The organism is Rhodococcus sp. DN22, assembly GCF_036669995.1.
GTDB classification, from domain to species: domain Bacteria; phylum Actinomycetota; class Actinomycetes; order Mycobacteriales; family Mycobacteriaceae; genus Rhodococcus_F; species Rhodococcus_F erythropolis.
In genome coordinates, this window is the sequence record NZ_CP133328.1 from 150,935 (window position 1) to 175,440 (window position 24,506).

Sequence of the window (24,506 nt, forward strand, 5' to 3'; positions counted from 1 at the left end):
GAATCTGATGCGCATGGAAATCTGTTGACTGTCGCCCAGGCCGATTGCACTTCGGTTGCCCTACGCAGCCCTCGCAACGTCGGGCGTGACCTGGGGCCCGCATCAGATTTCCTGCGCCAGGCATCAGATAGGCGCTCCGCCGCATCAGACTTACTGTGTCGGCATCAGATGCAATGAGCCAGGACATGAAAGGTTTTCGGTGGACACCCCCTTGACAGGGGAGGTACGCTCCGACGTGACGAGCTTGCGAGGCTAAGGACGGAGCGCATCCCCCCAGCCCGGGGCTATATTGCGTTATTGCCACAACTGCGTCAACGCAGAATCTCTCTCGAATCAGATCCGCCATGACCCCCTTACAGACGCCTTCCAATCGACCGTCGACGGCAAGTCGTGTGGACACATGAGAGAAGGCCGAGGCCACATTCATCGGATGCGGTCTCGGCCTTCTGGTTGGAATGTTCAGCGAGTGATCAGTACGCAGTTTTCATCGGTTGGCAGGTGCTGACCTGCCACCCTGTGGAGCTGTACTCCACTCGAATCGCCAGCTCGAGTCCGGTGTCGTAGGTGGCGATGAAGTCCGAAACAGAAGCTCCGGTGGAGTATTCGGTGAGGTCGACCAGCTGCGCCTGCTGCACCCGACGGATATCTGTGCTCGTGTAGGCCTGCGCCAGATGCGGTGTCACCCACCTGCTCACACGGTCGAGCCAGTCGGCGCCGGGCGTTGTGAAGTCTTGCGCGAAGCCGCGGGCGACCACCCTGTACTGGCCGGCAACTCCCATCGGGGTGTTGTGGTCGGCGTCCGTGCCGTCACCGTGGTCTTCTTCCGCTTCGGTAGGCGGAGCCTCCGCCACGTATGTCGTGGTGGGTGTTTCCGACGGCGGCGAGGAGTCATCTGGTCGAGCGATGACCAGCGTGTAAAGCAGGAATCCGCTGATCAGAGCTATGGCAACGACCGCGAATCGATGTCGGCGTAGTCCGGCAATGATCACCTGTGAGCGTGGTGGTTGCTTCTGCTCGGTGGGTTCGTTCTCCTCGGAGAACTCCTGGTCATCGGGGTTTCCCAACGGTGGCAATGACATCGCGTGCTTCTCTCTTTCAGGGGGTCAGGCCCATGGCTTGCAGATACGGCATCGGATCGGTGCTTTTGCCGTCCACCCGAACCTCGAAGTGCAAGTGATCGCCGGTGGAGTCGCCGGTTGTGCCGACTCCGCCGATTTCCGTTCCCGCGCTCACCTGATCTCCGACCTTGACTTTGATTGCGCCGTCGACTTGGTGTGCGTATCGGGTCTCAGTGTTGCCAGTGGTGATGACAACACAGTTCCCGTAGCCATCGCCGACGTTGCTCGCTTGGGTGACGGTTCCTCCTGTCACGGCGAAAATCGGGGTCCCGGAGGCTGCTCCGAAGTCGAGACCGGCGTGCATCTGCCCGCCCGTTCCGGTGGGGTTGGAGCGGTAGCCGTAGCCGGAGGTGATCGTGTATTTGCCTGGGTCGACGGGTAGTCGCGCGTTTCCGTCACCGATCGCGCCGGCGCCGGGCGCTGCGATCGCGGCATTGCCGTAGACGCTGACGTGGACATGGTCACGGTGGGCGACGGTGTCGGTGCTGTTGCCACCGAGGGGGTAGTCGTAGGGTCCCCAACTTCCGGGTTGCCCTACCGCATCCTGGCTTCGCGTCCAGATTTTCTCGTACCAGATGACGTACTTGACCCCCAAGGCGTCGGCGTTCTTGACGACGAAGTCCGCGATCGCATCGCCCTTGGCTCGGCCGGCGGGGGCGCGGTAGTCGTCGTCGCCCTCGGTCATCATCGCGTCGACGGCGCGACCTTCTTGATGATCCCGGTCGACGCCCGACGGGCGATCGCCGACGTTCGCCCAAGGCCGTTCTCCGAAAGTTTCGGTGATGCACCACATCACTCGGAGGGCGTCGGGTGTGAGTCCCTTTTCGGCAGGATTGTTGGTCGGCGCGCAGTCCATTGCCGCGCCGCCGCCGCACAGGACGTCGGCAACGTCGAGTTCGAAACTGTCGCCTACGTTGATCGGGCTGTCGCCCACGTCCTGCGGTCCGCCGGAGACCGGCTTGTCGTATTGCGGGGGCAGCGCGGGTGCGTCTTTGCTTGCGCCTTTGTTCTCCGCGTACAGACGGCGGGCGATGATCTCGTCGTCGGCGTAGGCGTCGGGGTACAGCGAAACTTGCACCTTCTGCGCGGCAACGGTGACCGGCAACGATTCCCAGCCCGGAACCTTTTTGAGAGCTTCGTAGAACTTGATCGCGGCGATCTGCGGGTTCATCAGCTCGTCCATCGTTCCCCACCAAGGATACTGTTGTTGCAATGGATTGACGCTGCCGTGATCGTTGCCGACGGCGTCGTGCGGGTAGTTCAACGACTTGGCGACATCCATTTGATCGGCTGCCAAGATGCCGGTTCCGTCGTTCGCGTAGTTCTTGAATCCGGATTCTTGGGATGCGGTGGAGAGCGCGACGATGATGCCTTGATCGGAGAAGCCCATCTGTTCGCCGACGGCAATGATCGTGCGGACGATCTCGGTTTGTTTTCCGGCGAGAACGGAGGGGTCGGTCGGTGCCACTTCGGCGCCGGCAGGCGCCGTGACTGCAGGCCCGCCGCAGCTTGTCGAGGCGTCCGATCCGCTGCGGAGCAGCATCATGATCGGGATGGCAACGATCAGGACAGCGCCCATTAGTGGAACGAGAGCGATCGCGATCCAGTGCTTGTAGTTCATTGCCGCCTACCCGGCGGAGTGTCTGGAGGGCCGTACCAACTCGGACGGTTGCGGGCGAGCGGTGGACGGCGAAACCCGAGGCACCGCCGAGGACTCGTTGGTCGACGTCGGTGACTCCGAGGTTCGGCGGGTGGAGCTCTTCTTGGGTTCCGGTAACAAGATCGGCGAACCATTGCTCGTGCGGTACTCGCGGAAGGTGTCTCGTCCGACGTTGGTGGTCTTCGGTGTTGCTCCGCCTCGGTCGCCGCGTGCGGGCCGAGCGGCAGTGGAGACGGGTGCGTTGCTGACCGGCTTCTTGATTCCAGGCTTGGCGACCTGGTCCCGACGAGGTCTGGGTGCACCGGTGAAGACCGGGACGCCGGTGACCTTCGATGCCGCCGCTGCGGTAGCTGAGGACACTGCCGATTTCGCGGCATCCTTGCCCTTCTGCCCTGCCGCGATCGCTGCGGCAGTCGCGGTGGAGTCCTTTTCCTTCGTCTCGGATTTCGCAGCCGGCTCGACGTCTTTACCCGCCGCGCGCTTGTTCTTGACTGCTTTCACCCCTGCGACTGCTGCTTTACCTACGAAGTAGGCCGCAGCGACTCCGCCGGTCGCGGCTGTACCCGTTGCCGCACCGGCGGCTTGTGCTGCGCTGCCTGTGGCTTTCGCTGCAGTTGCGCCGTGGCGGGCCGCCTTGGCGCCGTGCTTGGCGAGCGTTTTTCCACCCTGGTAGACCTGCCGGCCGACTTGTGCTGCTGCGGCGGCGTTCTGCATCGGGCTGGCGACCGGAGTCGACTTGCTGATCGCGGTGGGTGCTGCGCCGGGCCGGGTGGCCATCTTCTGTGCGAGGGTGTCGGAGAGCTTGCGTAGACGTTTGATCCCTCGGCGGAACATGACGAGCCCGACGAGCAGGACGATGTCGACGAAGACGAATTTCTCCATCAACCCGCCGCTCTCCGTATTGAAGAACGATCGCACCACCAGCAGATATGCCGCAACGAAGACCACTGCGAACACCATGATCAAGATGGACATGATGACAGTGGAGGCGGTTTTCAGCAGCGATCCGCGGCCGGCTCCGGGCAAGATACCGAACACGAGGGCGGGGATCGCTTTGACTGCTGACCCGAGTGCTGCCGCTGCTGCCATCAACATCGCCCCTGAGAACAGGAAGGCGAAGAGCATGATGATCGAGCTGCCGGGTACGAGGATCAGGCCGCCGATGACCTGGGAGGGTCCAGGGTTGTCGGCGTAGTCCTTCATGTCTTTCGCGCCGGATCCGTCGCAGTCGGCGATGTTGTCCTTGAGGGTGTCTTTGTCGTTGCCCTTCTTGTCTTCGTGCGCCGAGTCCCATGCCTCGATGCAGTCGGCGCCTGCAGAGGGGTCGCTGTCGATGACTGTTCCGAAGTTCAGTAGTTGGGTGGGTTGGCGAATGAAGCTGTCCGCCAGGCCCGCTCCGATGTCGTTGATCATTTCGTCGGGACTCGAGTTCATGTCTCCGTCGTTGGCAAGTCCCGCGGCGATCTGCAGGCCGGCGTCGCGGCCCTGCATGATCAGCCCGTCTTCGCCGGCGATGCGCTCGATCGGGTTCGAGAGGACACCCACGGCCAACGCCGCGATCGCGCAGGAGATCATGAGTTCGTAGATGCCGGTCGACCAGCGTCCGCGGATAATCCAGATCGCTACGACGCCCGCCGTCACTGTCAGAAACGTGGTGGTGAGGTTGAACTGTCCGGTGATCGAGGTCACCGCATCGCCGAGCGTTCGTACGGGTGCAACGATTTTCGGAAGCCAGTCGAACGACATGCTCCAGGTGATGAACCAGATCGCCGCCCCTGAGATCGCTCGATAGATCTCGAACTGGATCTGGATGATGATGGAGTACGCCATGTAGGTCGGGTGCCGAGCGGAACCTTCGTCGATCGAGAGGTAGTACCGCCATACGGAAATACCGTGTGAGTCCTTCACCAGCATGAAGTTGAAGTAGCGGTTCTCCGGCGATCGGGATCCGTCTTCAGCATGTGCGGGCAGAGCTGCAATGACCGCAACCGTTCCGATCAAGTGCCAACCGACGACCGTTCTGACTACTGCACGCCGAATTTTCGTTGCCCACAACCACACTCGCAGCCCCTTGGTACGGCGATCGAGTGCTGAGCACACAGGTTGAGGAACCCATGACCAGAGAACCCACAGCAATGCCGCCTTGACGCCGGCGCGAACAGAGAAGACGGTACGGGACGTGTCGGCAGGCGACATTGCTGTGGCATTCATGCCTCGATCAGCTCCTTGGGCGCCTTGTCCGGCGTCGTCTGGGTTGCGTGTGCGCGGTTCGGCTCCGACGGCATGAGCACCTTGATTCGGCCGATGTTGCCGTAGGCGTCGCGCATGTAGCCCTCCCCACGGCGATGAGGCTCGACGTATTCCGCGCCGGTGGCCGGGTCTTTGCCCGAAACGGGGGACGTCTGTTCGGTGAGTTCTTTGAACATGTCGGGATCGCTGGGATCCAGACCGACGAATGAAAGAGACCGGCGAGCGAGCGTGGCATCTGTCTGGCGCATCGCGAACCGCGTAGGGATCAAGCCTCGCAAGGTCTCATTGCCCAAACCTTCGTCCGGGTCCTGCGATCCGAGCCCGATGTATGCCTGCTCCTTGCGGCCCTCTCGGAGGAAGTCGATGACGATGTCGACGCCTTCCTCGGCGCGCGTCATGCGGTGGCACTCGTCGGCGAGGAACATCGCGGGCTCAGTCGGATTCGCGAAGCAGATCCCGCGGGCGATCAGACCGATGAGTGCATACATGGCTCGGCCTACGCGCTTCTCCAACCCGAGCTGGCGGAACAGGTGTTCCTGGACGATTTCCTGCTGGCTGGGAAGTTTGACCGTGTGGGTGCGGAAGACGATTGCCTGCGCTGTGATGTCGAGTGCCGGCAGTCCCTTCTCGAACAAGGCCGCTGCATAGGACTTGCGGGCATAGACGCCGAGTTTGTCGGCCAGCTCGATGCGTTGAACGAGGGTGCACTCGGCGCTGCGGAGGTGATCGAGGATGTCCCCGAGGCCGCCGCCGAGCAATCCGTGCTCACCGCGGTAGGCAGGTTCGAGGACAGTGCCGAGAAGGACGCCGAGCGGCTCGTCGGGCTGGAGCTGCAGGAGTGGCAGCAGAACGGATGTCGCGACCTCGGCGCCCTTGTCGGGCCCGAAGATTCGCAGTGGGTCCAGGCTCCACTTGGGATGAGACAGATCCGCGATGACAGCCTCTGCGATGGTGGCGGCCCATCGGGCGTACTCCCCCACCTCGGTGTGGTCGACGACGACGATCTTCCCACCGCGATCGTGGAAGGCTCCGCCGATCCCTTTGAGGAGAACTGACTTACCTGATCCCAACGACCCGACCGCTGCGAAGGAACCCGAGATGTCGGCCGCCGACTTCTTGGCGACGTCGTGGTGAACCACGCCGATCCGAGCCGAGCTGATGTTCAACGCGAGCAGTGGGCCCGACGAATCACCCAAGTCGTTGTGAACGCAGGGCACGTAGGCGGAGAAATCGGTGGAGGTGGTGATCTGAGCGAATTCTTTGACGATGGAGGGCGTCGATACCCCAGGGTTGAGTGCGCCCCACAGTTCCTCTTGGAATCCGAGAGGGCTGACCAACTTGTAACTGGACAGCTCGAACAGCTTCGCAAGTTGACGCGCATCCCGGAGAGCGACCTCTTCGGTGTGCGCCCCGATGGCGAAGATAGTCGTCGACTGGACTTCGACTTCCATGTTGTCGGCATCCATTTTTGCGGCGTACTCGGCGAGGTCCTCCGCTGCGGCGTGGAGAACCCCGTGCCCATGGGACACTTCGCCCTCGCGCTGGCTGAACTGCTCGTTCAGGTTGATCAGGGCGCGCTTGTTCTTCTTCGACACCTCTGCCGAGGTGCGTATGTGAAGTCTGATGCCCCAATCGACGTCGACGCCGGCAATGGCATCGGCCAGGGCGAGAAACTCGGAGCCGGGGAAGACTGTGTTGCCGGAGGGTGTGTCGGCCAACGCCAATAGGCATTGGTAGTTCGCGGGCCGTTCCTCGAGAGTCCACGGCTGATCGATTTTGAGGGCCTTCGTCAATGTCGGGGCCTTCGATTTCCAACCAGTGCTGGGGCGATCGGTCTGGGCGCCTTCGTCGAACCGTGCCGCAGTAAATGCGGCCATCGGCTTCGTGCCGATCGAAGAATAGGAAAGCGGAACGTCCGAATCCAGGCCAAGCCCGCGCTGAAGGCTGTGTTGATGCAACCAGATCATCTGTGCAGGCGTCGCAGGTGTGGGACGGAAGTAGGCAGGAATGTCGGCGGCGATCATGTTTGCCTGCGTTGTCCGCCTGGCGACTTCTTCGGGGTCAAGTGAGGTTCGCGGGAGTCCGAGATAGTCGGTCAATGTTGTGCGTGCAGCGGACCAGGCCGCGGCCGCCTGGTTCTTCCATCCCTTGTTGGCCAGGGGAATGGACAGCCAGTAAATGCGCTTGCCAGGTTGGAACATTTCCAGTGTTTCGATGGTGGCGTCGCACTCTGCGGCCCACTGCGGGTGTGCGTCGAGATCGATTCCTTCTTCCATCCGTGCCACTACCGCCTCGGGATTGAGGCTGGCGCAGATTCCGAGCAGAAGCGCTTCTCCGTCGAGTGCACGCAGCAGCATCTTGTGCATAGACCGTGCAGTGCTCTTGTCCTCAGCGGGCCTGTAGCCGTATTCGATGCCGGTCAGGATGAAGTCTGCCCAGACAGTGCCTGAGCGCGTCCACCGAAGGTTTCCTCCGACAGCTGTGATTGGTTGAAGCATCAGGCCTTCTCTCGGGTGTTGTGCGATGCGGCGGCCATGGCGACAAGACGCTGGACGCTGGTGGATGCAGCGGGTTGGGTGGCCAGTGGAGGCCGGGGAATCGACGGCGGTGAAACTCGGCGGCGCTCCGGGGTGTGGTCTTGAACAGGGGTCGAAGCGGGTTCGGGCTCCGTGCGGACCGGGCGAGCGATGTGTTCGACGAGGGGTTGTGCCACGAGTGCGGGCACCGGAACGACGGTGACCATGCCTGCGAGTGCGTGTACTCGGGGCCTGCGCGGTGTAGGTCCGGAGACCTTCGGTGCTTGTGCCGGCGAGCCGAGCGCTTTGCTCACGCCGGCGACCATGGAGAGTGGATTCCTGCCACCGATGGGGAGCTTGCCAAGGCCCCACGCAGTGACCCCGACGAGTGCGACGAAGACGAATACGTTGCGAATCAGCGAGCCTGTCGCCCAAATTCCTGGTGTCTTCCAGAGCACGAGGGCTACCAGTCCGGCGCCGACGAACTGTGTGTAGCTGTACGGTCCGCCGGGGAGCTTCTTTCCATCCGGCGTCATGCCGAGCAGCTGCGGGAACTTTCGTGCGCGGGTGTAGTTCTTGACGACCTCTCGGGACGTTGACTGCGGGTCCGATTCGCTCACGGCGTTCGCACCTCCTTCGTGGTGACTCGCTGTTTGGCTGCGTTCAGGGCTGAGGTGCGTTAGATGTCGTGCGGGTCTGGCAGGCTCGCAAATCCGAGAAGGTCAGCACGCGGCTCGGGTGCATCGACGACGATCGAGTGGCCCATGGAATCGAGTTCGGAGCCCACCTTGTCCTTGACTTCGGTGACGTTCCAGACGATCCACACGAGAAGTCCCGCAACGAGTCCGGAGAGCAGGATCGGAGCCATGGAGAAGCGGCTCTTGACTGCGGTGAAGGCGACGCCTCCGCAGGCGCCGGTGGCGGTGAGGATTCGGATCGTGTCTTGCGTTTCGGTGGCCTTGGTGTTGGTCCATTCGAGGATTCCTTCCGCCAAGAGGTGAGTGTTTGGGTCGAGGAGAAGTGCAGTTGTACTCATCGGGATGCCTTTCGTGGATGTCAGTTGACGGGAGTGGCTGAAGCGGGAGCAGTTGCGCTCGCGGGTGTCGTCGAAGCAGGTGTAGAGGGAGCGCCGCTGGCTGCTGTGTTCTGTTCGGGGGCCGGAAGCAGCGGACTGGGGTCCATGGCGGAAACCTCCCAACGGCCGCCGCGTGAGGTGAGAGTGAGTGGATATTGGCCAGTTACCGACTCGGTGGCTGTCACCGAAAGTTCGGCAGTGGCGAGCACTCGGATCTTGATTCCGTCGGCCGGCGCTTTGTCAGCAGCCTCACCGGAGAAGTCGCGATCGGAAACGAGATCGACGACCTTGACGCTCTTGTAGGGGGCTGGGCTAATCGCCCGAAGGGAGGTTCCGGGCGCGATGTATCGCGAAATTTCTCCCGTTCCCGCGGACAAAGCTGCAAGGAACTGTTGGACTGCAGTGTTCGACGGATGCCCGGCGACGATGCGGTATTTGTAACCAAGATTCACGTCGGGCCCGGTCGCAGGCGCCGGAACGGGTGACGGGATTGATGCCGCCCGGGCGCTGCCGTCATTGACGACAACCGGTACTGAATAGAAGCGTCTCTGCGAGGCTTCGGAGGGTTCTGACACCTGCCGCACCGAGGCCGAGACGATGACGGAGTAGACCTCGGACTTGTCGGTAGTTGGCGCACCAGTTCCGGATTCTGCGGCAGACTTCACGGGTGCAGGTTGCAGTTCGACGCTTGCAATTCGCGCGTCGCTGGCAACGAAGAGCGCTTCAGCAGGGAGCTTGATTCCTTCCGAGCGAACGTATGGAGCGAGCGACTTTTCGGCACCACGTTTCGCTTGAAGCCACGTCACGACGAACTGTTGCGCGAGGTCTTCCGCCTGTGCCTGTGAAGCGGTATTCACGGATGTCGTGGACTTCGGTTTCACCACTGTTGGCGAGGACACGGTGAACCCGGACAACACGAGAACGAGTGCCAGTACTCCAGCTCCGATGGCCCCGAAAAGTCCGAACCGGACCAGTTGTGTCTTCCGATCTTGGGTGCGCGCCCACGTCGCTTGTTCGCTCTGCGGTTCGTTGTCGTCGAGGGCGATCTTGTCCGTGCGGGGCTTCCGTTTCATTCCCTTGAAGCGACTCATGAGGAGCTGCCTTCGCTCTCGATGAGCGGCGCGACGATCGACAGAGTCGGCGGTTGCGTTGCAGCCTTTCGGCTCGTGTTCATCCGACCGAGCGCTGCACGTGCGCCAGCGGCAGGCTCGCCCAACAGGTAGTGGACCCGTGCGCCGGCCTCCGGACTGAGAGGGTGATCTGCAAGCTCTGTCAGCGCGGTCCGCAGTTGTTCCTGTACGGCGAACACCAGACCTGCATCGCGTAGCTGGCCACCGAGATCGTCTGATTCACCACTGAAACGAATGAACGGATCTCTCCATGGATCGGTGCTCACCTGCGGGTCCGGCTCGGCCATGTCAGGTCCTTCCTCTCGTCTGGCTCTCGGCAATTTCGAGGGCCTCTACAAGAGAGGAGGTTCGATTTTCGGACTGCTGTGACAGGTCTCGGCGAACTTTCTTCAAAAAGTTTTCTGAAGCAGTTTTCGTCGTCATTGCCAGTCGAAGAACTGCCTGCTCGGGCGACCGCCTGCGCAACCCACTGTGACCGCGTTCACGGCGAATGTGGGTCGATCGGCGCGGCCGCGGCAATAACAGAAGCCCCAATGGCAATGACATACATGCAGGTCACGGCAATAACCCGTTGATCTACTCCTATGCAGACCAATTCCTTCTGCATAGGAGATCGCCGTGGACACGTCCATCCACGCGCACACCAGCGCCACCATTCCCGTCAACTCGACGGACTTTCTCGCGGTCCTGCATCAGCAGTGGGTACGAGAGTCCGCGACGCCTTCTGCTCGTATCGAACTCTCGCAGTGGGTCAACACCCGGCCCGAACTTGTGGGTGCCGAGTCGTTCGCTGAACTGAAGGCACTCACCTTCTGTGAACCGGACGCCGTTCTGTCGGTACTACTTCACGCACACCAAGCGGGGTCGGCACTGGCGGGCAGCACGCTCATTGAATTCATGCGTCCGAAACTGACCGGGATGCAGAAGTACGCACGAGTTGCCAACGGCGTTTCCGCACGGGCCGCGTACGCAGACCGCACCGCTGCCACCCTTCATGCATTTTGGGAAACCATCTCGACGTATCGCGGGACTCACCGCGGAATCGCGGCACAACTCGCGCTCAACACCCTCAACAAGATCACCGCCACAACTGTGGTTCTCGACCTCACCGTCGATGACACCTACTTCCACATCGCTAATGACGAAAAGGCTGCCGAGGAGTTCCTTCGCACCGACGATCCCACCGAGGTCGATGTCATGGATGTACTGGATTGGGCAGTAGATCAGGGAACCATTTCGGACTCCGATCGCACACTGATCACCCGGTCATACATGAACGAAGACGGTGCCGATATCGCCGCGGCGGCGAAAGAAATGGGAATCACGCACGCAACCGCACGTAAGCGGTTGAGTCGCTCGATCGCCCGGGTCCGTGACGCCGTGTGCGATCACCTCAACGTCCCAGAACCCAAGATCAAACGGATCACCATGGGCCGCTCTGTGAAGAAGAACCTTCCCCTCGCAAGCTGAGTCTCACTCCATTCACGCCCTCAAGACAAGGACACTCCGATGAGTACATTCATCACCGCACGACGAGTCACGGTGGCCGCTGTTGCCATCGGAGTTCTGGCAGCTGTAGTCGCGGTTCCCGCCGCGACAGCCAATCAAAGCGCTCCAAAGCCTGCGTGCCCAGACAACCTTCTACTCGCCATCCCCGGAACAACAGAAACGACCGCCGATGCCGATCCAAACCAGTCCCGGGGGATGCTCAAAAACGTCACGGATCCTTTGGCGAGCGAGTTCTCTACCTCGCAGCTCCAAGTCGAGTACGTGCCGTACATGGCTCTCATCGTCGACGACAAAGCCGACACGTACGGCACAAGTAAGAAGCAGGCAATCGACACCGCTTCGAAGATGATCGCCGACAAGGCCGCCGAATGCACCAATACCAAGTTCGGGCTTACCGGATTCTCACAAGGCGCCGATGCGGCGGGAGACCTGGCGGCAAATATCGGCAGCGGATCGGGACCAGTCGATCGCAATCGCATGTTCGGCGTCGCCCTTCTCGCCGACCCTGGACAGTCCAAGAACGCGGGAAAGAGCATCGGCGCTCCCATCACCGGCGTAGGATTCGCGGGCGCTCGACCGGCTGGGTTCGGCGAACTGAGCGACATCGCGGTCAGCGTCTGCGCAGCCGGAGACCTCTACTGCAACACCCCCGATGATGCTGTCGGGACACAATTCATCGGTGCTCTCGGTTCGCAGATTGATGCGCGTGACCCCGTGAAGTCAGTCGCCGGCGTCGTCACGACACTCCTCGGACTCAACGGTGCTCCGCTGACCAAAACTCTCGACGCACTCAACCAAAATGTCGCGACCGGGAACTTCCTGGCGGTCCCCCAACTCGCTCTCGATCTCGCCTCACAGGTCGGCAATCTGAGCGCCGATGTCGCTGCCAAAACGATCCCAGGCGCGGACATCGCACCTATCGCCGCCTCTGTCACTCAGCTCACCGACACGGTCGCCCGGGGTGACTTCCTCGCGGTTCCGGGACTGCTCGCGCAGCTAGCTCCCCAGGTGATCAATTTCGCTACGCAGCTCTCCACCGTGATCGGGCAGGTCGTATCCAAGCTGCCGATCAACGAGTACGCAGCCATCGGCGCAACCGTCTCCCGTATCTCGGCGAACGCGGCGATGCAGAACTACATTGCACTGCCGCCCGATCTCGGAAAGCTCGTCTGTCAATGGCCACGAAGTTCTCCCCGTAGGCGGCCAGTAGTTCTCCCCGCTGGTGGCCACGGGTTCTCCCCGGTGGCGGCCAGTTGTTTTTCCCCACCCGCTTTCTGATTTGGGTTAGCTGAAGGGCTTCACCCCCTTGCCGGTGGTGGCTTCGGTGAGGCGGAAGGAGTCGCCGTCGGTGACGACGACGTGCGCATGGTGCAGGAGCCGGTCAACGGTGGCGGTGGCCAATGTTTTGGGCATGATCTCGTCGAAGCCGGAGGGGTGCAGGTTGCTCGAGACGGCAATCGCTCGGCGTTCGTAGGCAGCGTCGACGAGGCGATAGAATCCTTCGGCGGCGTCTTCAGAGACCGGGAGCAGACCGATGTCGTCGACGATGATCAGGTCGGAGCGGATGATCCTCGTCAGGGCTCGGGCGATGGAGTCGTCGGCACGGTGCCGGCGGACCAGGGCACCGAGGTCTTCGATGGTGAACCAAGACACCGCCAGCCCAGCTTCGACTGCGGCCTGCCCGAGTGCCTCGGTGAAGTGAGACTTGCCCGTTCCCGAAGGCCCACAGACGCAGAAACATTCACGCCGCCCGACCCACTCCAGGGTGCGGAGCGCGTCCTGGGTGGCGCGGGGAATCGACGATTTCGTTTCGTCCCAGTCGCCGAAGGTCTTGCCGGTAGGGAAACCCGCGCGTTTGCGGCGAGTGTGCAGGTTCGCCCGGTCCCGGCCGGCGGCTTCCTCAGCGAGGAGAACCCGCACGACTTCGGCGGGGTCCCAGCGTTGGGCTTTCGCGGTCGGGATGATATCGCTCAAGGACCTGCGGATATGGGGCAGTTTCAGGCGTTTAGTCAGGTCGATCGCCTCGGCCAACGGGTCGCCGTTAGCGCTGGTAACAGTGCGCAAAGGGGTGCTCATCAGGCGTCATCGCTTTCATCGTCAGTAGTGGCTGGGCTGGCCGGCGCTGGTGTCTGGCCGAAGGTGGACCAGGCGGCGGTGCCCGGTTGCAGAGTGTGGTTCTCGCTGCGACGGACCGGATCAGCGTGTTCGTGGGTGACTTGGTAGTCGAGGATCGAGATCAGGTCCCGATCGGCGAACCGGCCGGTCATCGCCGCCGTCCCCAACGCTCTGTCGACTGCGTCCGGGGAGTGCAGCTTCGAAAGGTCCACGGCCTCGGCCATCTTCGCCCTGATGCGGCGCGCTCCCGCGGCGGCAGCCTCGACCAGCCAGCTGTTGGCACCCTGGCCCAAATGTAGGAAGGCGAGCTCGGCGGCGGTACGAGGCTTGGGCACCCGGTCGGCGGCGTCGCGGTCTGGGCGGGGTGGGTAGTGGTCGTTGTCGAGGACCGGTGAACCGGGTTGGCCGCGGCGGTGCCGCGCGACTTCGACTGCACCGCCATCATTGTCGACGGCGGTCACGATCAGCTCCTCACCATGGAAGCGGGCCCAGACCCGAGTGTCGATCAACGTGTGCGGCACCGAATACCGCACCCCTTCCACCGAGATCGTCGACTCCCAGTTCACCCGCCGGGTAGTGCCGAACACCGCGGTGAACGGAGATTTCGGCAGCGGATGCAGCCGCTGCAACTCTTCGGCCAGCCGCTCGACCGGCCGCCGCCGAGTAGAGCTGTGGACGCGGGTGTTGACGTCGGTGCAGAACTGCCGGCAAGCCGACTCGAGCTCACCGAAAGAGTGATACTGCTCGCGCAGGTTCACCTCCTTCGGCAACAGGTCGGCTTTGGCGATCCGCACCGTCGCCTCACTTCCTCCCTTCGACTCCGGATCAGCAGGTAAACACGTCCGCAGCGTCGTGCCGTAATGCCGTGCCACCTCCACGATCTCCGGATTGCGGACCGCGATCCCGGCCACGTGATCGATCGTCGCGGTCTTCTCGTTGTCGGTGAGGACATAGACCGGAACCCCGCCCAAGCGGCGGAATGTCGCATCCAAACACGCCGCCACCGTCGGCAATGTCTTGTCCCAGATCGGGATCACCACCCGAAATCGCGACCACGCCAACCATGCGCAGAACAACGTCGTCTTCCGGCCGGAAATCGTTGGCCCGTCACCGAAGTCGTACTGTAACCACAGCCCAGGTTCGGTTACCCACGGCCGATACACTCGCCGCCGACCAGCCCGAAACTGGGCCTTCGCCTCCGCGACCGTCCGGCGCGTGGTCCGCTCACCGCCGGTGAACCCCAGCGCGACGATCCGTTCGTGGATGACATCCGCGCGGACCTTGCCCTGCGAGCGGACCACCAACTCCTCGATCTTCGGCAGAAAGTCGTCGATCGCCCGCGCTCGATGCCGCCGGCGGTCCGGCGGCTGCCCCGCAGCGCGCATCTGCACATACCGGGCCACCGTGTGGTGATCACACCCAGCCAGCTCCGCCGCCGCCCGATAACTACCCGTGAGGTCGTACGCCTCCAAAATTTCCATGATCTCCCTGCTCGATTTCATCCACCCAGCGTTGCCGGGACCGAATCTGACTCACAGCAGGTGGGGAACTATCTGGCCGTACGCGGGGAGAAACCATGGCCACAAAATGCGCCATAAATGGCCGCCAGTGGGGAGCTTACGATGGCCGTCGACACTCGTCGGCCAACTCAACAACGCGGTCCGCAAGACGCTGAAGGCACTTCCTCTCGATGCCTTCCCCATGCTCAACAAGATGGCTGACGAACTCACCCCCGGCAAGGTTCTCGACGAGGTACTGAACTACGCAACATTCATCGCCAACGACGATCACAACTCCTACGCCAGTACACCGATCAACGATTCCGGACGAACTGGCGCGGAGGAACTGACGAACAATCTTCGCACTCAGATCAACAACGGCGGGGCAGCTGTCACCGCCTAGTTGCATCAAACCAGTGCTTGCGAGCATTGAGGGTCACAGAATTCGTTCTGTGGCCCTCAATGCGTCTGCGGCCACTCCTCAGCGGCGAAGAACGGAGACTACGGCAGCCATGTGATCCCACCGTTGAGATGAGTCTCAGGTGCGCGGCCGCGCCCTGTGGAGGTAAGCGCCCGCAGCGCCTGGGCAGGATCCTCATCGGCCAAGTCTGCGGGGAGCAGCCCCGCAGAGTGGAGCACACTGTGAAATTCTTGCGGCAACCATTCGGTGAAATCGGTCGGTTCGAAATCTGTGACCCAGATCTGCAGCGAACCTTGCTCGATCACCAGCGGGTAGACGGTGCCGTGGTCGTCGACGAATCCCGCCGCACCGGCAACACTACGAGTGGAGAAGATCGTGCCCCGGCGCGGTACACCAATGAACCGTGGGTGTCGATCGAGGAGTCCGAAGAGACGTCCCGCGACACCCGGAAGAACGAGATCGCCGACATCGAAGTACCCCGACGGCGACGAGGGCTCGAACTTTCCTGTCAGCGTGATGAGGTGTCGGCGACCGCCCTCGATTTCTACCGCGAGGGGCAATCCCAGGTGGTGGGCTTTCGTCGTTCGGAGATGGTCGTCGTCGAGCACGAGGTGGGTGACTGTGTGCCGTGTGATGTGGTCGATGATGTGCAGTTCAATCCCGAGCGCAACGAGAACGAGACGTACAGTGTCGGCCGCGCTTGCACCGTCGAAACCAGATCGGCTCAGCATCAACCAATTGTCTGGATCGTCCCCGCATCGGACCATGAGGTGCGGCACCGAGCCGCGGGACGACAGGTCAAAACGGTGGAGCGGCTGCCCTGACAAGTAGACGAGGTCGCTGGGGTCTGTACTCGTGATGATCTCCGCGAGCGGACCCGCGGAGAGGACGCAATCGACGAATTCATGCGCCGGCAACTGCTGGATCCATCCATCCTGCTCGTCTGTGATGGTGTAGCCGGCAGCATTGGCCTGACGTCTGAACTCCGTGAGCGTCGTGCGTGCCATTCCGAGCTGGCTCGCGATTTCGGAGACTGTGAGTCCACCGTGCGTCACTGCTCGTTCCGTCCAAGCGCCGAGCGCAAGCGTCGCCTTTTTGGAGGCTGAAATGGAACGCAGTCGTGCGCGATTTCGGGTGTCGATTTTCGAGAGCATGACTTTGTGTGGATCAGCGGGTCCACGTGTGGACTGTTGCGTCGGTCGAGCCAACTTCGAGTCGAGGCGCGGTGAACTTTCAGATTCACTGCGGCGACGCGTCATGATTCGTCCTCGCTCTTTTGATAGTGAGTGGACGCTCCCCAGGTCTGTTGTCGGACGAGGGAGCACAAAGGGCAGTAGTTTTCACCGTGCGACTGTGTCCATCCATCTGAAGGAATTTCACGATGCTGGACGTCCGTGCCACAGGCATCGCAGCTCGGTGCGCACTGCGAGAACGTCTCCGGCTGGTTCATGTCCAGGCCCGGCGCAACGGCTGTTGAGGTCGCGCTCTGCGAGCGGGCTTCGTTCTCGACCGGACTACTGCGGATCTCCTCCACCATGTCTGGCCACGCATCCCAGTATCGCGAGGGCAGCCCCATCGGTGCCTCTGATGCATCTGAGGAAAGCAGATCGGCGGCTTTACGTAGACCACTGATTTCACACATCAGCCACCGCTCTTGGTCAGTTGTCGAGGAGCTGTTGAAATCCGCGTCGGACTTGCCGTGGAGATATTCCTCGCGCAGTGTTGCGTATCGACGGATGATCTTCGCGCATACTGCGGTGGTGTCGGTCATGTACGGACCTTCCTATGGTTCGTCACTGTGACGTTTCACTGCTTGGGTGGCCGTCCGCTCCCCTAGATCGCTGGACGCGCTGCACGATCCACAATCCGGTCATTCCGAAAACGACGACGACCAACGGAACGTCGAGGAGCCAGACCGTCCACGACGGCAGGGCGCCATCTCGTCGCCACGACTGGGCCACGTTGACGATGACGACAACGACAAAATATGCGCCGGCGAGGTGCCGACCTGCGACCCGAGAAAGGAAGCGCTCAACAGTCCCCTTCCCGATCATGACTGCGAGCGGACTATCGGGTCGGGGACCACTGACAGCCTGACCGGATGCGGATCGCTCCCCTGCAGCACTTCGACCGCGTTGTACTGATCGAGAGCGTGAAAGCACCCTGCCGCAGCTGTGGCGGTCGTCATCGCTGACGGCTCGTCCGCGTCGAAATCGATTCCCCACATTCGACAGCAGGCCGTGAACGTCGGAATCGATGTCGCAGCCAGTCCGAATGCGCCAGCCGTCAATGCTCCGATGCCTGCCAGACGTGGGTGCCATCGTGGCTCGATATCGAAGCTACGGAATAGTCGGGCGAGAAAATCGGCAGAGTCTTCCGGGGACGTCCCACCGAGGGTGTTGCCAGCCAAAGCCCCCGCCAGGTCGGCGATTCGAGCAGAGAGAACTGAGCGAGTGAGGTCGGCACGGTCCGCCAAACCTCGCCGATAGTAGCCATTTCGGCGCAGAACGGAGGGATCCGCATCCGCAAGCTGTTCCGGGGTGAGCGGCACCGTCAAATCCCAGCGCTTCTCACTGCCAAGGCTCACGGCCGCAACTTCCAGTGCGACGTGTCGCGCCGGGTCATCGCCTGTCGCATTGACCTGTACGACAACGAGCTCACGAGTTCTCATCGATCCCTGCCGCCTGCATGCGCACCCAGCGCGAAGTCCATTCGCGCGGATCCCTTCTGTTGTTCGCCTGTATCGAACTCCGACAGCAGTGCGCTCAGTCGGGATTCGATGCGACTTTCCCCCATGTTGTTCATGAAAACTTCCTTTCGTCTACAGCAACGATGTCGCCATTCCCGTTGGTAGGGAACCGATCTCCATCTACATGTCCGGAAAGGACCGCGGCACGCAGGAAAGTCGACACGATCTCGTCCGACCTCCGTCGGCCAGGGATCCCAGATCCAGGCAACGATGCCTGAGCGGGTGACGGTTCCGGTGAGTTCATCGTCATCGAATCTCCTCGATCGTTAACGGACCACTGTGGGCTTGTTCCCCAGCAACCTCTCGAAACGGGACGCTACATCCGGTACAGCACATCTCGAACAAGTCATATTCGGAAAGCGAGTCACGCACACGACGAGAAGGCGGGTTGATCTGCACGTTTCATCAGCCCGGCCTCAACCGGCTGGGCGGGAATCCAACGAGTTCGATCCCCGCCCCTCCACCACCGACATCTGCTCTCACAAGAAGCACCATCACCGATGTGAAACGCCGAGTTCAGCCAAATCGCGCCTCACGTAACGGACCCGAGTCCCGATACGAACAGCGATCTGATCGACCGAGAGGCCCAGTCGGTGCATACGGGCGACACGTTCCACTCGTGTTTCGGTGACGACGTCCACCAACACTCGTCGGTAACGGATGACCCCCTGCGCGTCTTCGACTCGAATCTTCATGTACACCCGAATGCCGGCCGGCTCGGCATCCGGATCGTCGATGATGTCAGGGTCCCACCACATCGGCGACAGGTAACCGAGACCGCGGTATCGTTCGCGGGCTAGATCCGACGGGCCGACTCGATTTTCGAGCTCTCCGTACAACTGTGTGACACTGTCTCGGATGACCGCAGATACTTTCTCGCTGCGAATAATTCGTTGACAACTGGTGTGCACGCCCAGAGCTGCAACGAGATCCTTCGCGCGGTGCCCGTTGGCGAGCAATGCCTGCAGTCGTCGACGTGTACCCGTCGCATCGACCATCTCGTGTGCCTCGTCCTCGCTGGACATGGCTGTCGGCTCAGAAGAGCCTGACCGGCACCATGTCCGAGCGGACGGCGCTGATCTGCACGAGCTGCCCTGTCTGCGGTGCTTCGATCATGCGGCCCCCACCGAGGTAGATCGCAACATGATTCGCGCAGGTCTCCAGGCTGTGCGCTGTCCCAAGCAATTTGAGTGCCAACAGTGAACTGGATTTGCGAGGTCCGAGGCAATTCCTTTCCCGTTGCCTGAAATACCGCGAAGCGCACCAACCCGGAGCAGTCGTAACCCGCTGTCGCACCGCCGGTTCCATCACCCATCGTCGGACCGTCGAGGGCTCCGCCGCCCCACTGGTACGGCAGCCCGAGCGCCGTCAAAGCCGCTTCGATGACTTTGCGGGCGATCTCCACGTCGCGCGGAATGTTCGAATCGAAGACAAGTTCGGGAACGCCCGACAACCCGGGAATCAGCGAAGTCAATGGTGGAACAGCAGACGGGGCAGAGGACCCCGGGCCAGCCAGTACGACGGGAGCAACCACGGGAGCAACTGGCGCCGGCACAGTGATGGTCGGTTCGAGGCTCTCCACCGGTGCATCAGGCACTGCTGGCTCCGGCGATGTGTCCTGCGGAGGAAGCAATTGTTCAGCGTACGCGGGAATGTCCGCAGGAAGCTGCTCAAGGTAGGGAGCTAGCTGAGCATCCCACTCAGGGGCCGACTGCTCCACTGCTGCAACCACATTCGCAGCAATATCCGCAACGGGCGGGGGCAGAGGGGAACCCTGAACGGCTGCACCCGCAGCAGCAACACCTGCGACAAGAATCGAAATCGGATCGAACGCCATGACAAACTCCTTGGTCCTTGTGCGTTGGTAGGACTCCCAACGCAAACGTCGTGGTGACAATCCGGACGCTAACCGCGGCACATGACACTACGAACATCACGCACATTCCGATCCACGCTCCTTCAGCCTCGAAATCGGGCTGCTCACGATGTAATGACCCGCAGTCACACTGGCGATATGCCCACACCGACGCGACTTTTCAGCAGCACCTCGGCACCACCACGAGGACCCCGCACAGTGCCCCGTCAAAACTTTTTTCGCAATTGATGTCACAGCAACCCCCACCTCGGACCTCCTCTCTTATAGGAGGGGACGCACAATCACCTGTCCTCAAACTGGGAAAGGGACTGACCACATGGACAGCATCGAATTTCAGCGTTTTCACCCGCGCGAAAGCAAGAAAATGACGTCACTGCACCGAAGATGGACCTCAGGTGCACCAGCCCCCGCCGGACTGAACGCAGTGGATTCGATCGGAATCATCGCCACGTCGAACCATCGCCCTATCGGATACGTGCTGGCATCACCACCACACGGACTGGCACGCGCCGCCCGCAGAGCTGGATGGTCAGAAACCGGATGCGTGTGGATATCGAGGACCGTCTGGATACTCGAAGACCTGGTGGTCAAACCGGAAACCACCGGATCGACCAACATCGGAGCACGACTCGTCCGAACGCTGGTTGACGACCTTTCCGCCGCCACCGCGAAGCAAGGGCACCTGTACGGATCAACCCCTGACCGCCCGGAACTGATCCAGTTCTGGCGAGAAGCAGGATTCGACGTCGGCAGCCCGAACACACCAACGCTGTGGAACCACCCCGAATGCACAACCTTGCACCACAAGGCGTACTTCCCAGGAAAGCGACCGTTCGCACAACCATTGGGCCGCGAATTCTCGCGCGGCCAGGCCTTCAAAAAGGGCGTCGCCGTCCACTGACTGCATTCCTCTCACCTCGATGAACAACCCTCAGAAACAACCGAAAGGCACCGCGTCCCATGACTGACAACGAAGTTGATCTCGACAGCCTTGAGCAACGTCGCGGGGGCCGGCACATGGTGGGTCTGGAGCAGCCACAGTCGTTGGAGAAGCGCTCGATCAGTTACTTGTCCGTGCGCAGACCTATCACCGGGAGCATTCACCTACAACGGATCTGGTCGGAGCGTGACGTGAGCGTAGATAGTGCAGCAACCGCAGTGCGGTCCATGATCACCGACATCGACGTGGATCCAGAGAGCGAAGAATTCTTGTGCGCGCTCGACCGGTTATGGGAGCAGATGTTGAGCGAGCGAGTGGCGGAGATCGTCGGGCTCAGGCGCGAGCAGACGTGGAGTGCTGACGAGCCTGGGTGGGAAGGAAACTCGTCGCTCGACTACTACCCCCGGCGCGATGTGTGGCGCACGACGGTACATACCGGTCGAATAGCAGGCGGTGAGGAAGTGAAGATTCCGCTCGCTCTTCTCGCGCCGGTTCTGATCGGGCTCATCCCGGTTTTTGCGGGCGTGACTGCGCCGGCGAACCCACTCGTCGCAATACTGGTCTGCATCGGTCTCGTAGCGGGGATGGAGGCGGCGGGGTTGTGGTGGTGGACCCGCCACGATCCACTCCGGCTGAGTGCGGAGGACAAATCCGAGATCGGTGTCGCCGTCGCTGCTGTGCAGTCGTTGATCTCGGCGGGCGGAGCGCATGTCGAGCTGCGGTTGGCGTTGGCGGCATCGGCACTCGTCGACGAGATCCGCACCGTACCGGTCTGGGAAAGTGAGGATCTCGACGTCAGCCGCATCCGCCTGAATCTCGACGAACAACTGGCCGGAATTCTTGCGCACGCCGGTGAACTAGCAGCAGTGCGAGCAACTTTGGGAACCCCGGCGGCGGGTGGCGGCCCGCAAGCTCGGGCAGCGAGGGAAGCTCACCTGGTGAGCAGCCGGTGGCTCGAGCGCGTCGAGCGATCGCTGCTCACACGTGTAGCTGCGCTGTGGAGCTATCGTCGCCATCTGCTCGAGCTGCAGGAATCGATCACTGCCGGTGAATCTCTCGACAAGATTCACGATGGAGACCGGGCCATCGAGAACCTTCTGGCCAACGCGGCCGGCGATGATGTGGCGGCCTCGACGATAGATCAGTTGGCGATCGACCTCACAGACCTTCGGCGCGCACGAGAGTCCGCGTTGGCAGAACTACGCGGAGAGCACTCCGAATTCGAGGAGCGGGACTGATGGGAGAAGTCACGACAGGATCAGCCGAGACCACGGTCGCTGCTACCGCGCTCGAAATGGGGCACCGCGTCCAATTCGCGGAGTCCCGGCGATGGTGGAGAGTGCGAGCCACATCCGGCGATGGCAGGTTCGCGATCCTTACCAGCCCGTTCAACCTCCGCAGGGTCCCGTATTACACGATCCTCGACACCGAGCGAGGCGTGCGCGGCCCGGACGACAGAATCTTCTGCAGCGGTTACGAAGACGACAGCGACATCGCAGATCGGATGCGCGAGCTGATCGCCGGAGACATCCAAGTGAGCCGCCGACCGTCGAAATGCGTAGAGACCCGCATCGCCGCGGTCCTCCCGCCCACCGATTGGCATACCCCGGGGCCGATTCCGACGCCTGACGCGTACGAACCGATCCTCGAAACGCGACATGACACGACAGGAGTTTCCCGCTCATGACTCAAACACACAGTCCCGCACAAGTTTTCCCCGACTCGGCCGAACGGAACCTCCGAGCAATGCTCGCGGCCCTCGACGATGCACTGGCCGCGATAGCTGACGCACGCGAAGAACTCCGAGGGCTCTACACCGGCCCGAGAACGTACCCCGAAGAGCTGGAACTGTTTCTCGCCGCCGAAGCCCACAACCAGGACATCACCACCCACCTCGCCGCCGCAGCCCGCGATATCCGTGCCGCGCTCGCGATCCTTCGCACCACCCCGAACGCGGCGGTGTCGAACTCATCGACGTCACTCCGTCCACATACCCACAAGGTGACAGCTACCGCTGACATGCGGCTACCGGAAAACCTCAATGAGCAGCGGAAAGGTGAGCTGGCATGGCCGCCGCACTGAGAGCCCCTTCGCCGACCAAAGAGACTGCGCCGAAGGAGACACCTCAGATGACCACAACCGCACTCGACAACACCGCTCCCACAAAGGGGCGAACCATCGGCGCAGCTTTGGAAGGGGAATCATGAACGCAACTGCAGTACTCGATGCAATCGCCCGCAAGCACTCCAATTGTGCGCTGGTTCGCGAAATCACTGTGACCGACCGCGATGCATTAGACCCGGTCCGGGATGCATGGAGCGCTTGGGAGCCGGGCGATCCCATGCCCGAATACGACGGGACGCCGGTCTATCGCAGAATCGACGGACTCATGTTCGACGGCGGGGCAACGAGAACCGCGATCGAAGTGAAGATCAGCCGCGCCGACTTCCTCCGCGAGAGCGAGGAAAAGCGACGGCCGTGGCGGAAGATCACCCACCGTTTCGTCTATGCCACCCCAGTCGGGTTGTTAAAGCCGGAGGAGATCCCGGACGGGTGCGGACTCTGGGAAATCGACGGCAATGCAGTGCGGATCATCAAGCGCGCCCGCTCGAATCCCGAACCGGAGCCCATTCCGCACCAGGTCCTCGTCGCATTCGCATACCGACTGAACCGCAAGCCTTCTGAGAGGAAACAGCGATGAGCACCAAGATGTGGAACTGGGGCGACGTCGACAACGGGCACGACCCGATTGTCGAGTGCATCGGTGAAATCCACCAGCCTGCCATCACCATCGACAACCGCTCCGGTGACGACCTCACCATCCCCTTCAACCAACTCGACCCACTGATCGATCACCTCAAGTCATGCAAGCAATTTCTGTACGAACGGGGCCTCGATGAACCAGCGCACAAAGGGGAGTTGAAGTGAGTGAGATCCAATCCCAGGCCATACCCGCGAGCGATGAACTAGCCGAGGTGGAGCTGATCGACGCAATCAGGGCGACACTCGAAGGTTGGCCCTTCCGCAAACAAGCAGCCGCCGCAGCAGTGGAGGTGATGAAGTCTCAGGGCTGGTCGAAACCTCGCACGGTGCACAACGCGGCCGAACTCGACGCGCTGCCAGAGTTGAGCGTCGTGCTCGTAGGCGGGCAGCTCGCGGCACAGAAGGATATCGACTGGTACGCAATCGCAGGCGGCGATCCGATCTATTTCAAGCCCGATGCATGGGAAACCGGAATCGTCGTCCTCTTCACCCCGGACGGTGAATGATGGAGACCTGGACCGAATGGGGCGTCGAAAGAAACACCCTCGATGGCATCCGCACGGTAGCGCCGATGCAAAGTCAAAATGAGGCGGAACATGTCGCCTCAATGTGGGACACATCCACGGGGATTGGACCGCTCAAACCCATTGCCGTATCCCGCACGGTGACAGCAAGCACGTGGGCGCCAGTCATTCCGGCAGTGGCGGAATGAGCGACACTCGAAACCCAACTCCCGACGCACTGCACACCCGCACGCTCACCGGCCCTTTGTTCGAGTTCTTCGCGAAAAACGCTACTAGTGCGCAAGCCCCGCACGATAACCCCTTTCACCCCTGAAAAAAGCAGCCACTCATTCCTGAACCACACGCCGGGACAACGAATCCG

The 24,506-nt window shown here is 61.7% G+C and carries 26 protein-coding genes and 1 pseudogene; 11 read left to right on the top strand and 16 right to left on the bottom strand.

Features of this window, described 5'->3' with window-relative positions:
* Nucleotides 1–470: 470 nt before the first annotated feature.
* The 8 genes from RA302_RS32385 to RA302_RS32420 are packed head-to-tail and all read right to left on the bottom strand — an operon-like array spanning nucleotide 471 to nucleotide 10,036.
* A complete protein-coding gene (locus RA302_RS32385; protein ID WP_021334519.1) occupies nucleotides 471–1,079 on the bottom strand; it encodes a hypothetical protein in 609 nt (202 codons plus the stop codon).
* 16 nt (nucleotides 1,080–1,095) lie between these two features.
* Nucleotides 1,096–2,739 (bottom strand): M23 family metallopeptidase, encoded by a 1,644-nt coding sequence (locus RA302_RS32390; RefSeq protein WP_021334518.1) that lies wholly within the window; start codon nucleotides 2,737–2,739, stop codon nucleotides 1,096–1,098.
* A 6-nt stretch (nucleotides 2,740–2,745) separates the two neighbouring features.
* Nucleotides 2,746–4,989: a hypothetical protein gene (locus RA302_RS32395; RefSeq protein ID WP_051721004.1), complete on the bottom strand. Its 2,244-nt coding sequence runs from the start codon at nucleotides 4,987–4,989 to the stop codon at nucleotides 2,746–2,748.
* Nucleotides 4,986–7,526, bottom strand: coding sequence for an ATP-binding protein (locus RA302_RS32400; protein WP_030537890.1), 2,541 nt, complete (start codon nucleotides 7,524–7,526; stop codon nucleotides 4,986–4,988). The genes RA302_RS32395 and RA302_RS32400 overlap by 4 nt, the downstream gene beginning before the upstream one ends.
* Nucleotides 7,526–8,164 (bottom strand): hypothetical protein, encoded by a 639-nt coding sequence (locus RA302_RS32405; RefSeq protein WP_051721003.1) that lies wholly within the window; start codon nucleotides 8,162–8,164, stop codon nucleotides 7,526–7,528. The genes RA302_RS32400 and RA302_RS32405 overlap by 1 nt, the downstream gene beginning before the upstream one ends.
* A 59-nt stretch (nucleotides 8,165–8,223) precedes the next feature.
* Nucleotides 8,224–8,580, bottom strand: a complete 357-nt coding sequence (locus RA302_RS32410) for a hypothetical protein (RefSeq protein WP_030537888.1) — start codon at nucleotides 8,578–8,580, stop codon at nucleotides 8,224–8,226.
* 20 nt (nucleotides 8,581–8,600) lie between these two features.
* Nucleotides 8,601–9,710 (bottom strand): conjugal transfer protein, encoded by a 1,110-nt coding sequence (locus RA302_RS32415; RefSeq protein WP_051721002.1) that lies wholly within the window; start codon nucleotides 9,708–9,710, stop codon nucleotides 8,601–8,603.
* Nucleotides 9,707–10,036, bottom strand: a complete 330-nt coding sequence (locus tag RA302_RS32420) for a hypothetical protein (protein WP_030537886.1) — start codon at nucleotides 10,034–10,036, stop codon at nucleotides 9,707–9,709. The genes RA302_RS32415 and RA302_RS32420 overlap by 4 nt, the downstream gene beginning before the upstream one ends.
* 331 nt (nucleotides 10,037–10,367) lie before the next feature.
* On the opposite strand from RA302_RS32420, the gene RA302_RS32425 reads away from it, so the two are divergent.
* Together RA302_RS32425 and RA302_RS32430 are read left to right on the top strand one after the other, a co-directional pair.
* Nucleotides 10,368–11,219 carry a sigma-70 family RNA polymerase sigma factor gene (locus tag RA302_RS32425; RefSeq protein ID WP_030537885.1) on the top strand — a complete coding sequence of 284 codons (852 nt, stop codon included), beginning with the start codon at nucleotides 10,368–10,370 and terminating at the stop codon, nucleotides 11,217–11,219.
* Nucleotides 11,220–11,258: 39 nt separating this feature from the next.
* A complete protein-coding gene (locus RA302_RS32430; protein WP_238054052.1) occupies nucleotides 11,259–12,536 on the top strand; it encodes a cutinase family protein in 1,278 nt (425 codons plus the stop codon).
* 6 nt (nucleotides 12,537–12,542) lie between these two features.
* Here the strand turns inward: RA302_RS32430 and istB are convergent, their stop codons facing one another.
* Together istB and istA are read right to left on the bottom strand one after the other, a co-directional pair.
* Nucleotides 12,543–13,334, bottom strand: a complete 792-nt coding sequence (gene istB, locus RA302_RS32435) for an IS21-like element IS1415 family helper ATPase IstB (protein WP_003944771.1) — start codon at nucleotides 13,332–13,334, stop codon at nucleotides 12,543–12,545.
* Nucleotides 13,334–14,875, bottom strand: a complete 1,542-nt coding sequence (istA, locus tag RA302_RS32440; protein WP_338481248.1) for an IS21-like element IS1415 family transposase — start codon at nucleotides 14,873–14,875, stop codon at nucleotides 13,334–13,336. Before istA ends, istB begins: the two co-directional genes overlap by 1 nt.
* 106 nt (nucleotides 14,876–14,981) lie before the next feature.
* Here istA and RA302_RS32445 point away from each other — a divergent pair, with 106 nt between their 5' ends.
* Nucleotides 14,982–15,275, top strand: a complete 294-nt coding sequence (locus tag RA302_RS32445) for a hypothetical protein (protein WP_238054051.1) — start codon at nucleotides 14,982–14,984, stop codon at nucleotides 15,273–15,275.
* A gap of 98 nt (nucleotides 15,276–15,373) precedes the next feature.
* On the opposite strand, the gene RA302_RS32450 is transcribed toward RA302_RS32445, so the two are convergent.
* From RA302_RS32450 to RA302_RS32475, 6 genes and pseudogenes are all read right to left on the bottom strand, one after another.
* Nucleotides 15,374–16,552 carry a hypothetical protein gene (locus RA302_RS32450; protein ID WP_030537883.1) on the bottom strand — a complete coding sequence of 393 codons (1,179 nt, stop codon included), beginning with the start codon at nucleotides 16,550–16,552 and terminating at the stop codon, nucleotides 15,374–15,376.
* Nucleotides 16,549–17,064, bottom strand: a complete 516-nt coding sequence (locus RA302_RS32455; protein ID WP_030537882.1) for a hypothetical protein — start codon at nucleotides 17,062–17,064, stop codon at nucleotides 16,549–16,551. Before RA302_RS32455 ends, RA302_RS32450 begins: the two co-directional genes overlap by 4 nt.
* Before the next feature lie 22 nt (nucleotides 17,065–17,086).
* Nucleotides 17,087–17,347: a hypothetical protein gene (locus RA302_RS32460; protein WP_030537881.1), complete on the bottom strand. Its 261-nt coding sequence runs from the start codon at nucleotides 17,345–17,347 to the stop codon at nucleotides 17,087–17,089.
* Complete coding sequence (locus tag RA302_RS32465; protein ID WP_051721001.1) at nucleotides 17,344–17,964, bottom strand: hypothetical protein; 621 nt, start codon at nucleotides 17,962–17,964, stop codon at nucleotides 17,344–17,346. Before RA302_RS32465 ends, RA302_RS32460 begins: the two co-directional genes overlap by 4 nt.
* A gap of 572 nt (nucleotides 17,965–18,536) precedes the next feature.
* Nucleotides 18,537–19,067: a hypothetical protein gene (locus RA302_RS32470; protein WP_030537879.1), complete on the bottom strand. Its 531-nt coding sequence runs from the start codon at nucleotides 19,065–19,067 to the stop codon at nucleotides 18,537–18,539.
* A 10-nt stretch (nucleotides 19,068–19,077) separates the two neighbouring features.
* Nucleotides 19,078–19,879: pseudogene (locus RA302_RS32475) on the bottom strand (NlpC/P60 family protein).
* A 355-nt stretch (nucleotides 19,880–20,234) separates the two neighbouring features.
* Here RA302_RS32475 and RA302_RS32480 point away from each other — a divergent pair.
* The 8 genes from RA302_RS32480 (at nucleotide 20,235) to RA302_RS32515 (ending at nucleotide 24,127) form a co-directional block, all read left to right on the top strand.
* Entirely contained in the window at nucleotides 20,235–20,819 is a 585-nt protein-coding gene (locus tag RA302_RS32480) for a hypothetical protein (RefSeq protein WP_051721000.1), read from the top strand.
* Nucleotides 20,820–21,049: 230 nt separating this feature from the next.
* On the top strand, nucleotides 21,050–22,096 hold the full coding sequence (locus RA302_RS32485) for a hypothetical protein (protein ID WP_030537877.1): 1,047 nt from the start codon (nucleotides 21,050–21,052) through the stop codon (nucleotides 22,094–22,096).
* Complete coding sequence (locus tag RA302_RS32490) at nucleotides 22,096–22,545, top strand: hypothetical protein (RefSeq protein WP_030537876.1); 450 nt, start codon at nucleotides 22,096–22,098, stop codon at nucleotides 22,543–22,545. Before RA302_RS32485 ends, RA302_RS32490 begins: the two co-directional genes overlap by 1 nt.
* On the top strand, nucleotides 22,542–22,940 hold the full coding sequence (locus RA302_RS32495; protein WP_051720999.1) for a hypothetical protein: 399 nt from the start codon (nucleotides 22,542–22,544) through the stop codon (nucleotides 22,938–22,940). The genes RA302_RS32490 and RA302_RS32495 overlap by 4 nt, the downstream gene beginning before the upstream one ends.
* Nucleotides 22,925–23,065 (top strand): hypothetical protein, encoded by a 141-nt coding sequence (locus tag RA302_RS32500; protein WP_155277971.1) that lies wholly within the window; start codon nucleotides 22,925–22,927, stop codon nucleotides 23,063–23,065. Before RA302_RS32495 ends, RA302_RS32500 begins: the two co-directional genes overlap by 16 nt.
* On the top strand, nucleotides 23,062–23,559 hold the full coding sequence (locus RA302_RS32505; RefSeq protein WP_051720998.1) for a hypothetical protein: 498 nt from the start codon (nucleotides 23,062–23,064) through the stop codon (nucleotides 23,557–23,559). Before RA302_RS32500 ends, RA302_RS32505 begins: the two co-directional genes overlap by 4 nt.
* Nucleotides 23,556–23,786: a hypothetical protein gene (locus RA302_RS32510; protein WP_030537873.1), complete on the top strand. Its 231-nt coding sequence runs from the start codon at nucleotides 23,556–23,558 to the stop codon at nucleotides 23,784–23,786. The genes RA302_RS32505 and RA302_RS32510 overlap by 4 nt, the downstream gene beginning before the upstream one ends.
* A complete protein-coding gene (locus RA302_RS32515; RefSeq protein WP_030537872.1) occupies nucleotides 23,783–24,127 on the top strand; it encodes a hypothetical protein in 345 nt (114 codons plus the stop codon). The genes RA302_RS32510 and RA302_RS32515 overlap by 4 nt, the downstream gene beginning before the upstream one ends.
* Nucleotides 24,128–24,506 lie beyond the last annotated feature (379 nt).

Coding starts and splice junctions, on each gene's coding strand:
- istA (WP_338481248.1), bottom strand. CDS start 14,875: ATGAAATCGAGCAGGGAGATCATGGAAATTTTGGAGGCGTACGACCTC.
- RA302_RS32480 (WP_051721000.1), top strand. CDS start 20,235: ATGGACAGCATCGAATTTCAGCGTTTTCACCCGCGCGAAAGCAAGAAA.
- RA302_RS32495 (WP_051720999.1), top strand. CDS start 22,542: ATGACTCAAACACACAGTCCCGCACAAGTTTTCCCCGACTCGGCCGAA.
- RA302_RS32450 (WP_030537883.1), bottom strand. CDS start 16,552: ATGACGCGTCGCCGCAGTGAATCTGAAAGTTCACCGCGCCTCGACTCG.
- RA302_RS32500 (WP_155277971.1), top strand. CDS start 22,925: ATGGCCGCCGCACTGAGAGCCCCTTCGCCGACCAAAGAGACTGCGCCG.
- RA302_RS32415 (WP_051721002.1), bottom strand. CDS start 9,710: ATGAGTCGCTTCAAGGGAATGAAACGGAAGCCCCGCACGGACAAGATC.
- RA302_RS32460 (WP_030537881.1), bottom strand. CDS start 17,347: ATGATCGGGAAGGGGACTGTTGAGCGCTTCCTTTCTCGGGTCGCAGGT.
- RA302_RS32400 (WP_030537890.1), bottom strand. CDS start 7,526: ATGCTTCAACCAATCACAGCTGTCGGAGGAAACCTTCGGTGGACGCGC.
- RA302_RS32430 (WP_238054052.1), top strand. CDS start 11,259: ATGAGTACATTCATCACCGCACGACGAGTCACGGTGGCCGCTGTTGCC.
- RA302_RS32420 (WP_030537886.1), bottom strand. CDS start 10,036: ATGGCCGAGCCGGACCCGCAGGTGAGCACCGATCCATGGAGAGATCCG.
- RA302_RS32470 (WP_030537879.1), bottom strand. CDS start 19,067: ATGTCCAGCGAGGACGAGGCACACGAGATGGTCGATGCGACGGGTACA.
- RA302_RS32390 (WP_021334518.1), bottom strand. CDS start 2,739: ATGAACTACAAGCACTGGATCGCGATCGCTCTCGTTCCACTAATGGGC.
- RA302_RS32410 (WP_030537888.1), bottom strand. CDS start 8,580: ATGAGTACAACTGCACTTCTCCTCGACCCAAACACTCACCTCTTGGCG.
- RA302_RS32465 (WP_051721001.1), bottom strand. CDS start 17,964: ATGAGAACTCGTGAGCTCGTTGTCGTACAGGTCAATGCGACAGGCGAT.
- RA302_RS32455 (WP_030537882.1), bottom strand. CDS start 17,064: ATGACCGACACCACCGCAGTATGCGCGAAGATCATCCGTCGATACGCA.
- RA302_RS32490 (WP_030537876.1), top strand. CDS start 22,096: ATGGGAGAAGTCACGACAGGATCAGCCGAGACCACGGTCGCTGCTACC.
- RA302_RS32505 (WP_051720998.1), top strand. CDS start 23,062: ATGAACGCAACTGCAGTACTCGATGCAATCGCCCGCAAGCACTCCAAT.
- istB (WP_003944771.1), bottom strand. CDS start 13,334: ATGAGCACCCCTTTGCGCACTGTTACCAGCGCTAACGGCGACCCGTTG.
- RA302_RS32395 (WP_051721004.1), bottom strand. CDS start 4,989: ATGAATGCCACAGCAATGTCGCCTGCCGACACGTCCCGTACCGTCTTC.
- RA302_RS32385 (WP_021334519.1), bottom strand. CDS start 1,079: ATGTCATTGCCACCGTTGGGAAACCCCGATGACCAGGAGTTCTCCGAG.
- RA302_RS32510 (WP_030537873.1), top strand. CDS start 23,556: ATGAGCACCAAGATGTGGAACTGGGGCGACGTCGACAACGGGCACGAC.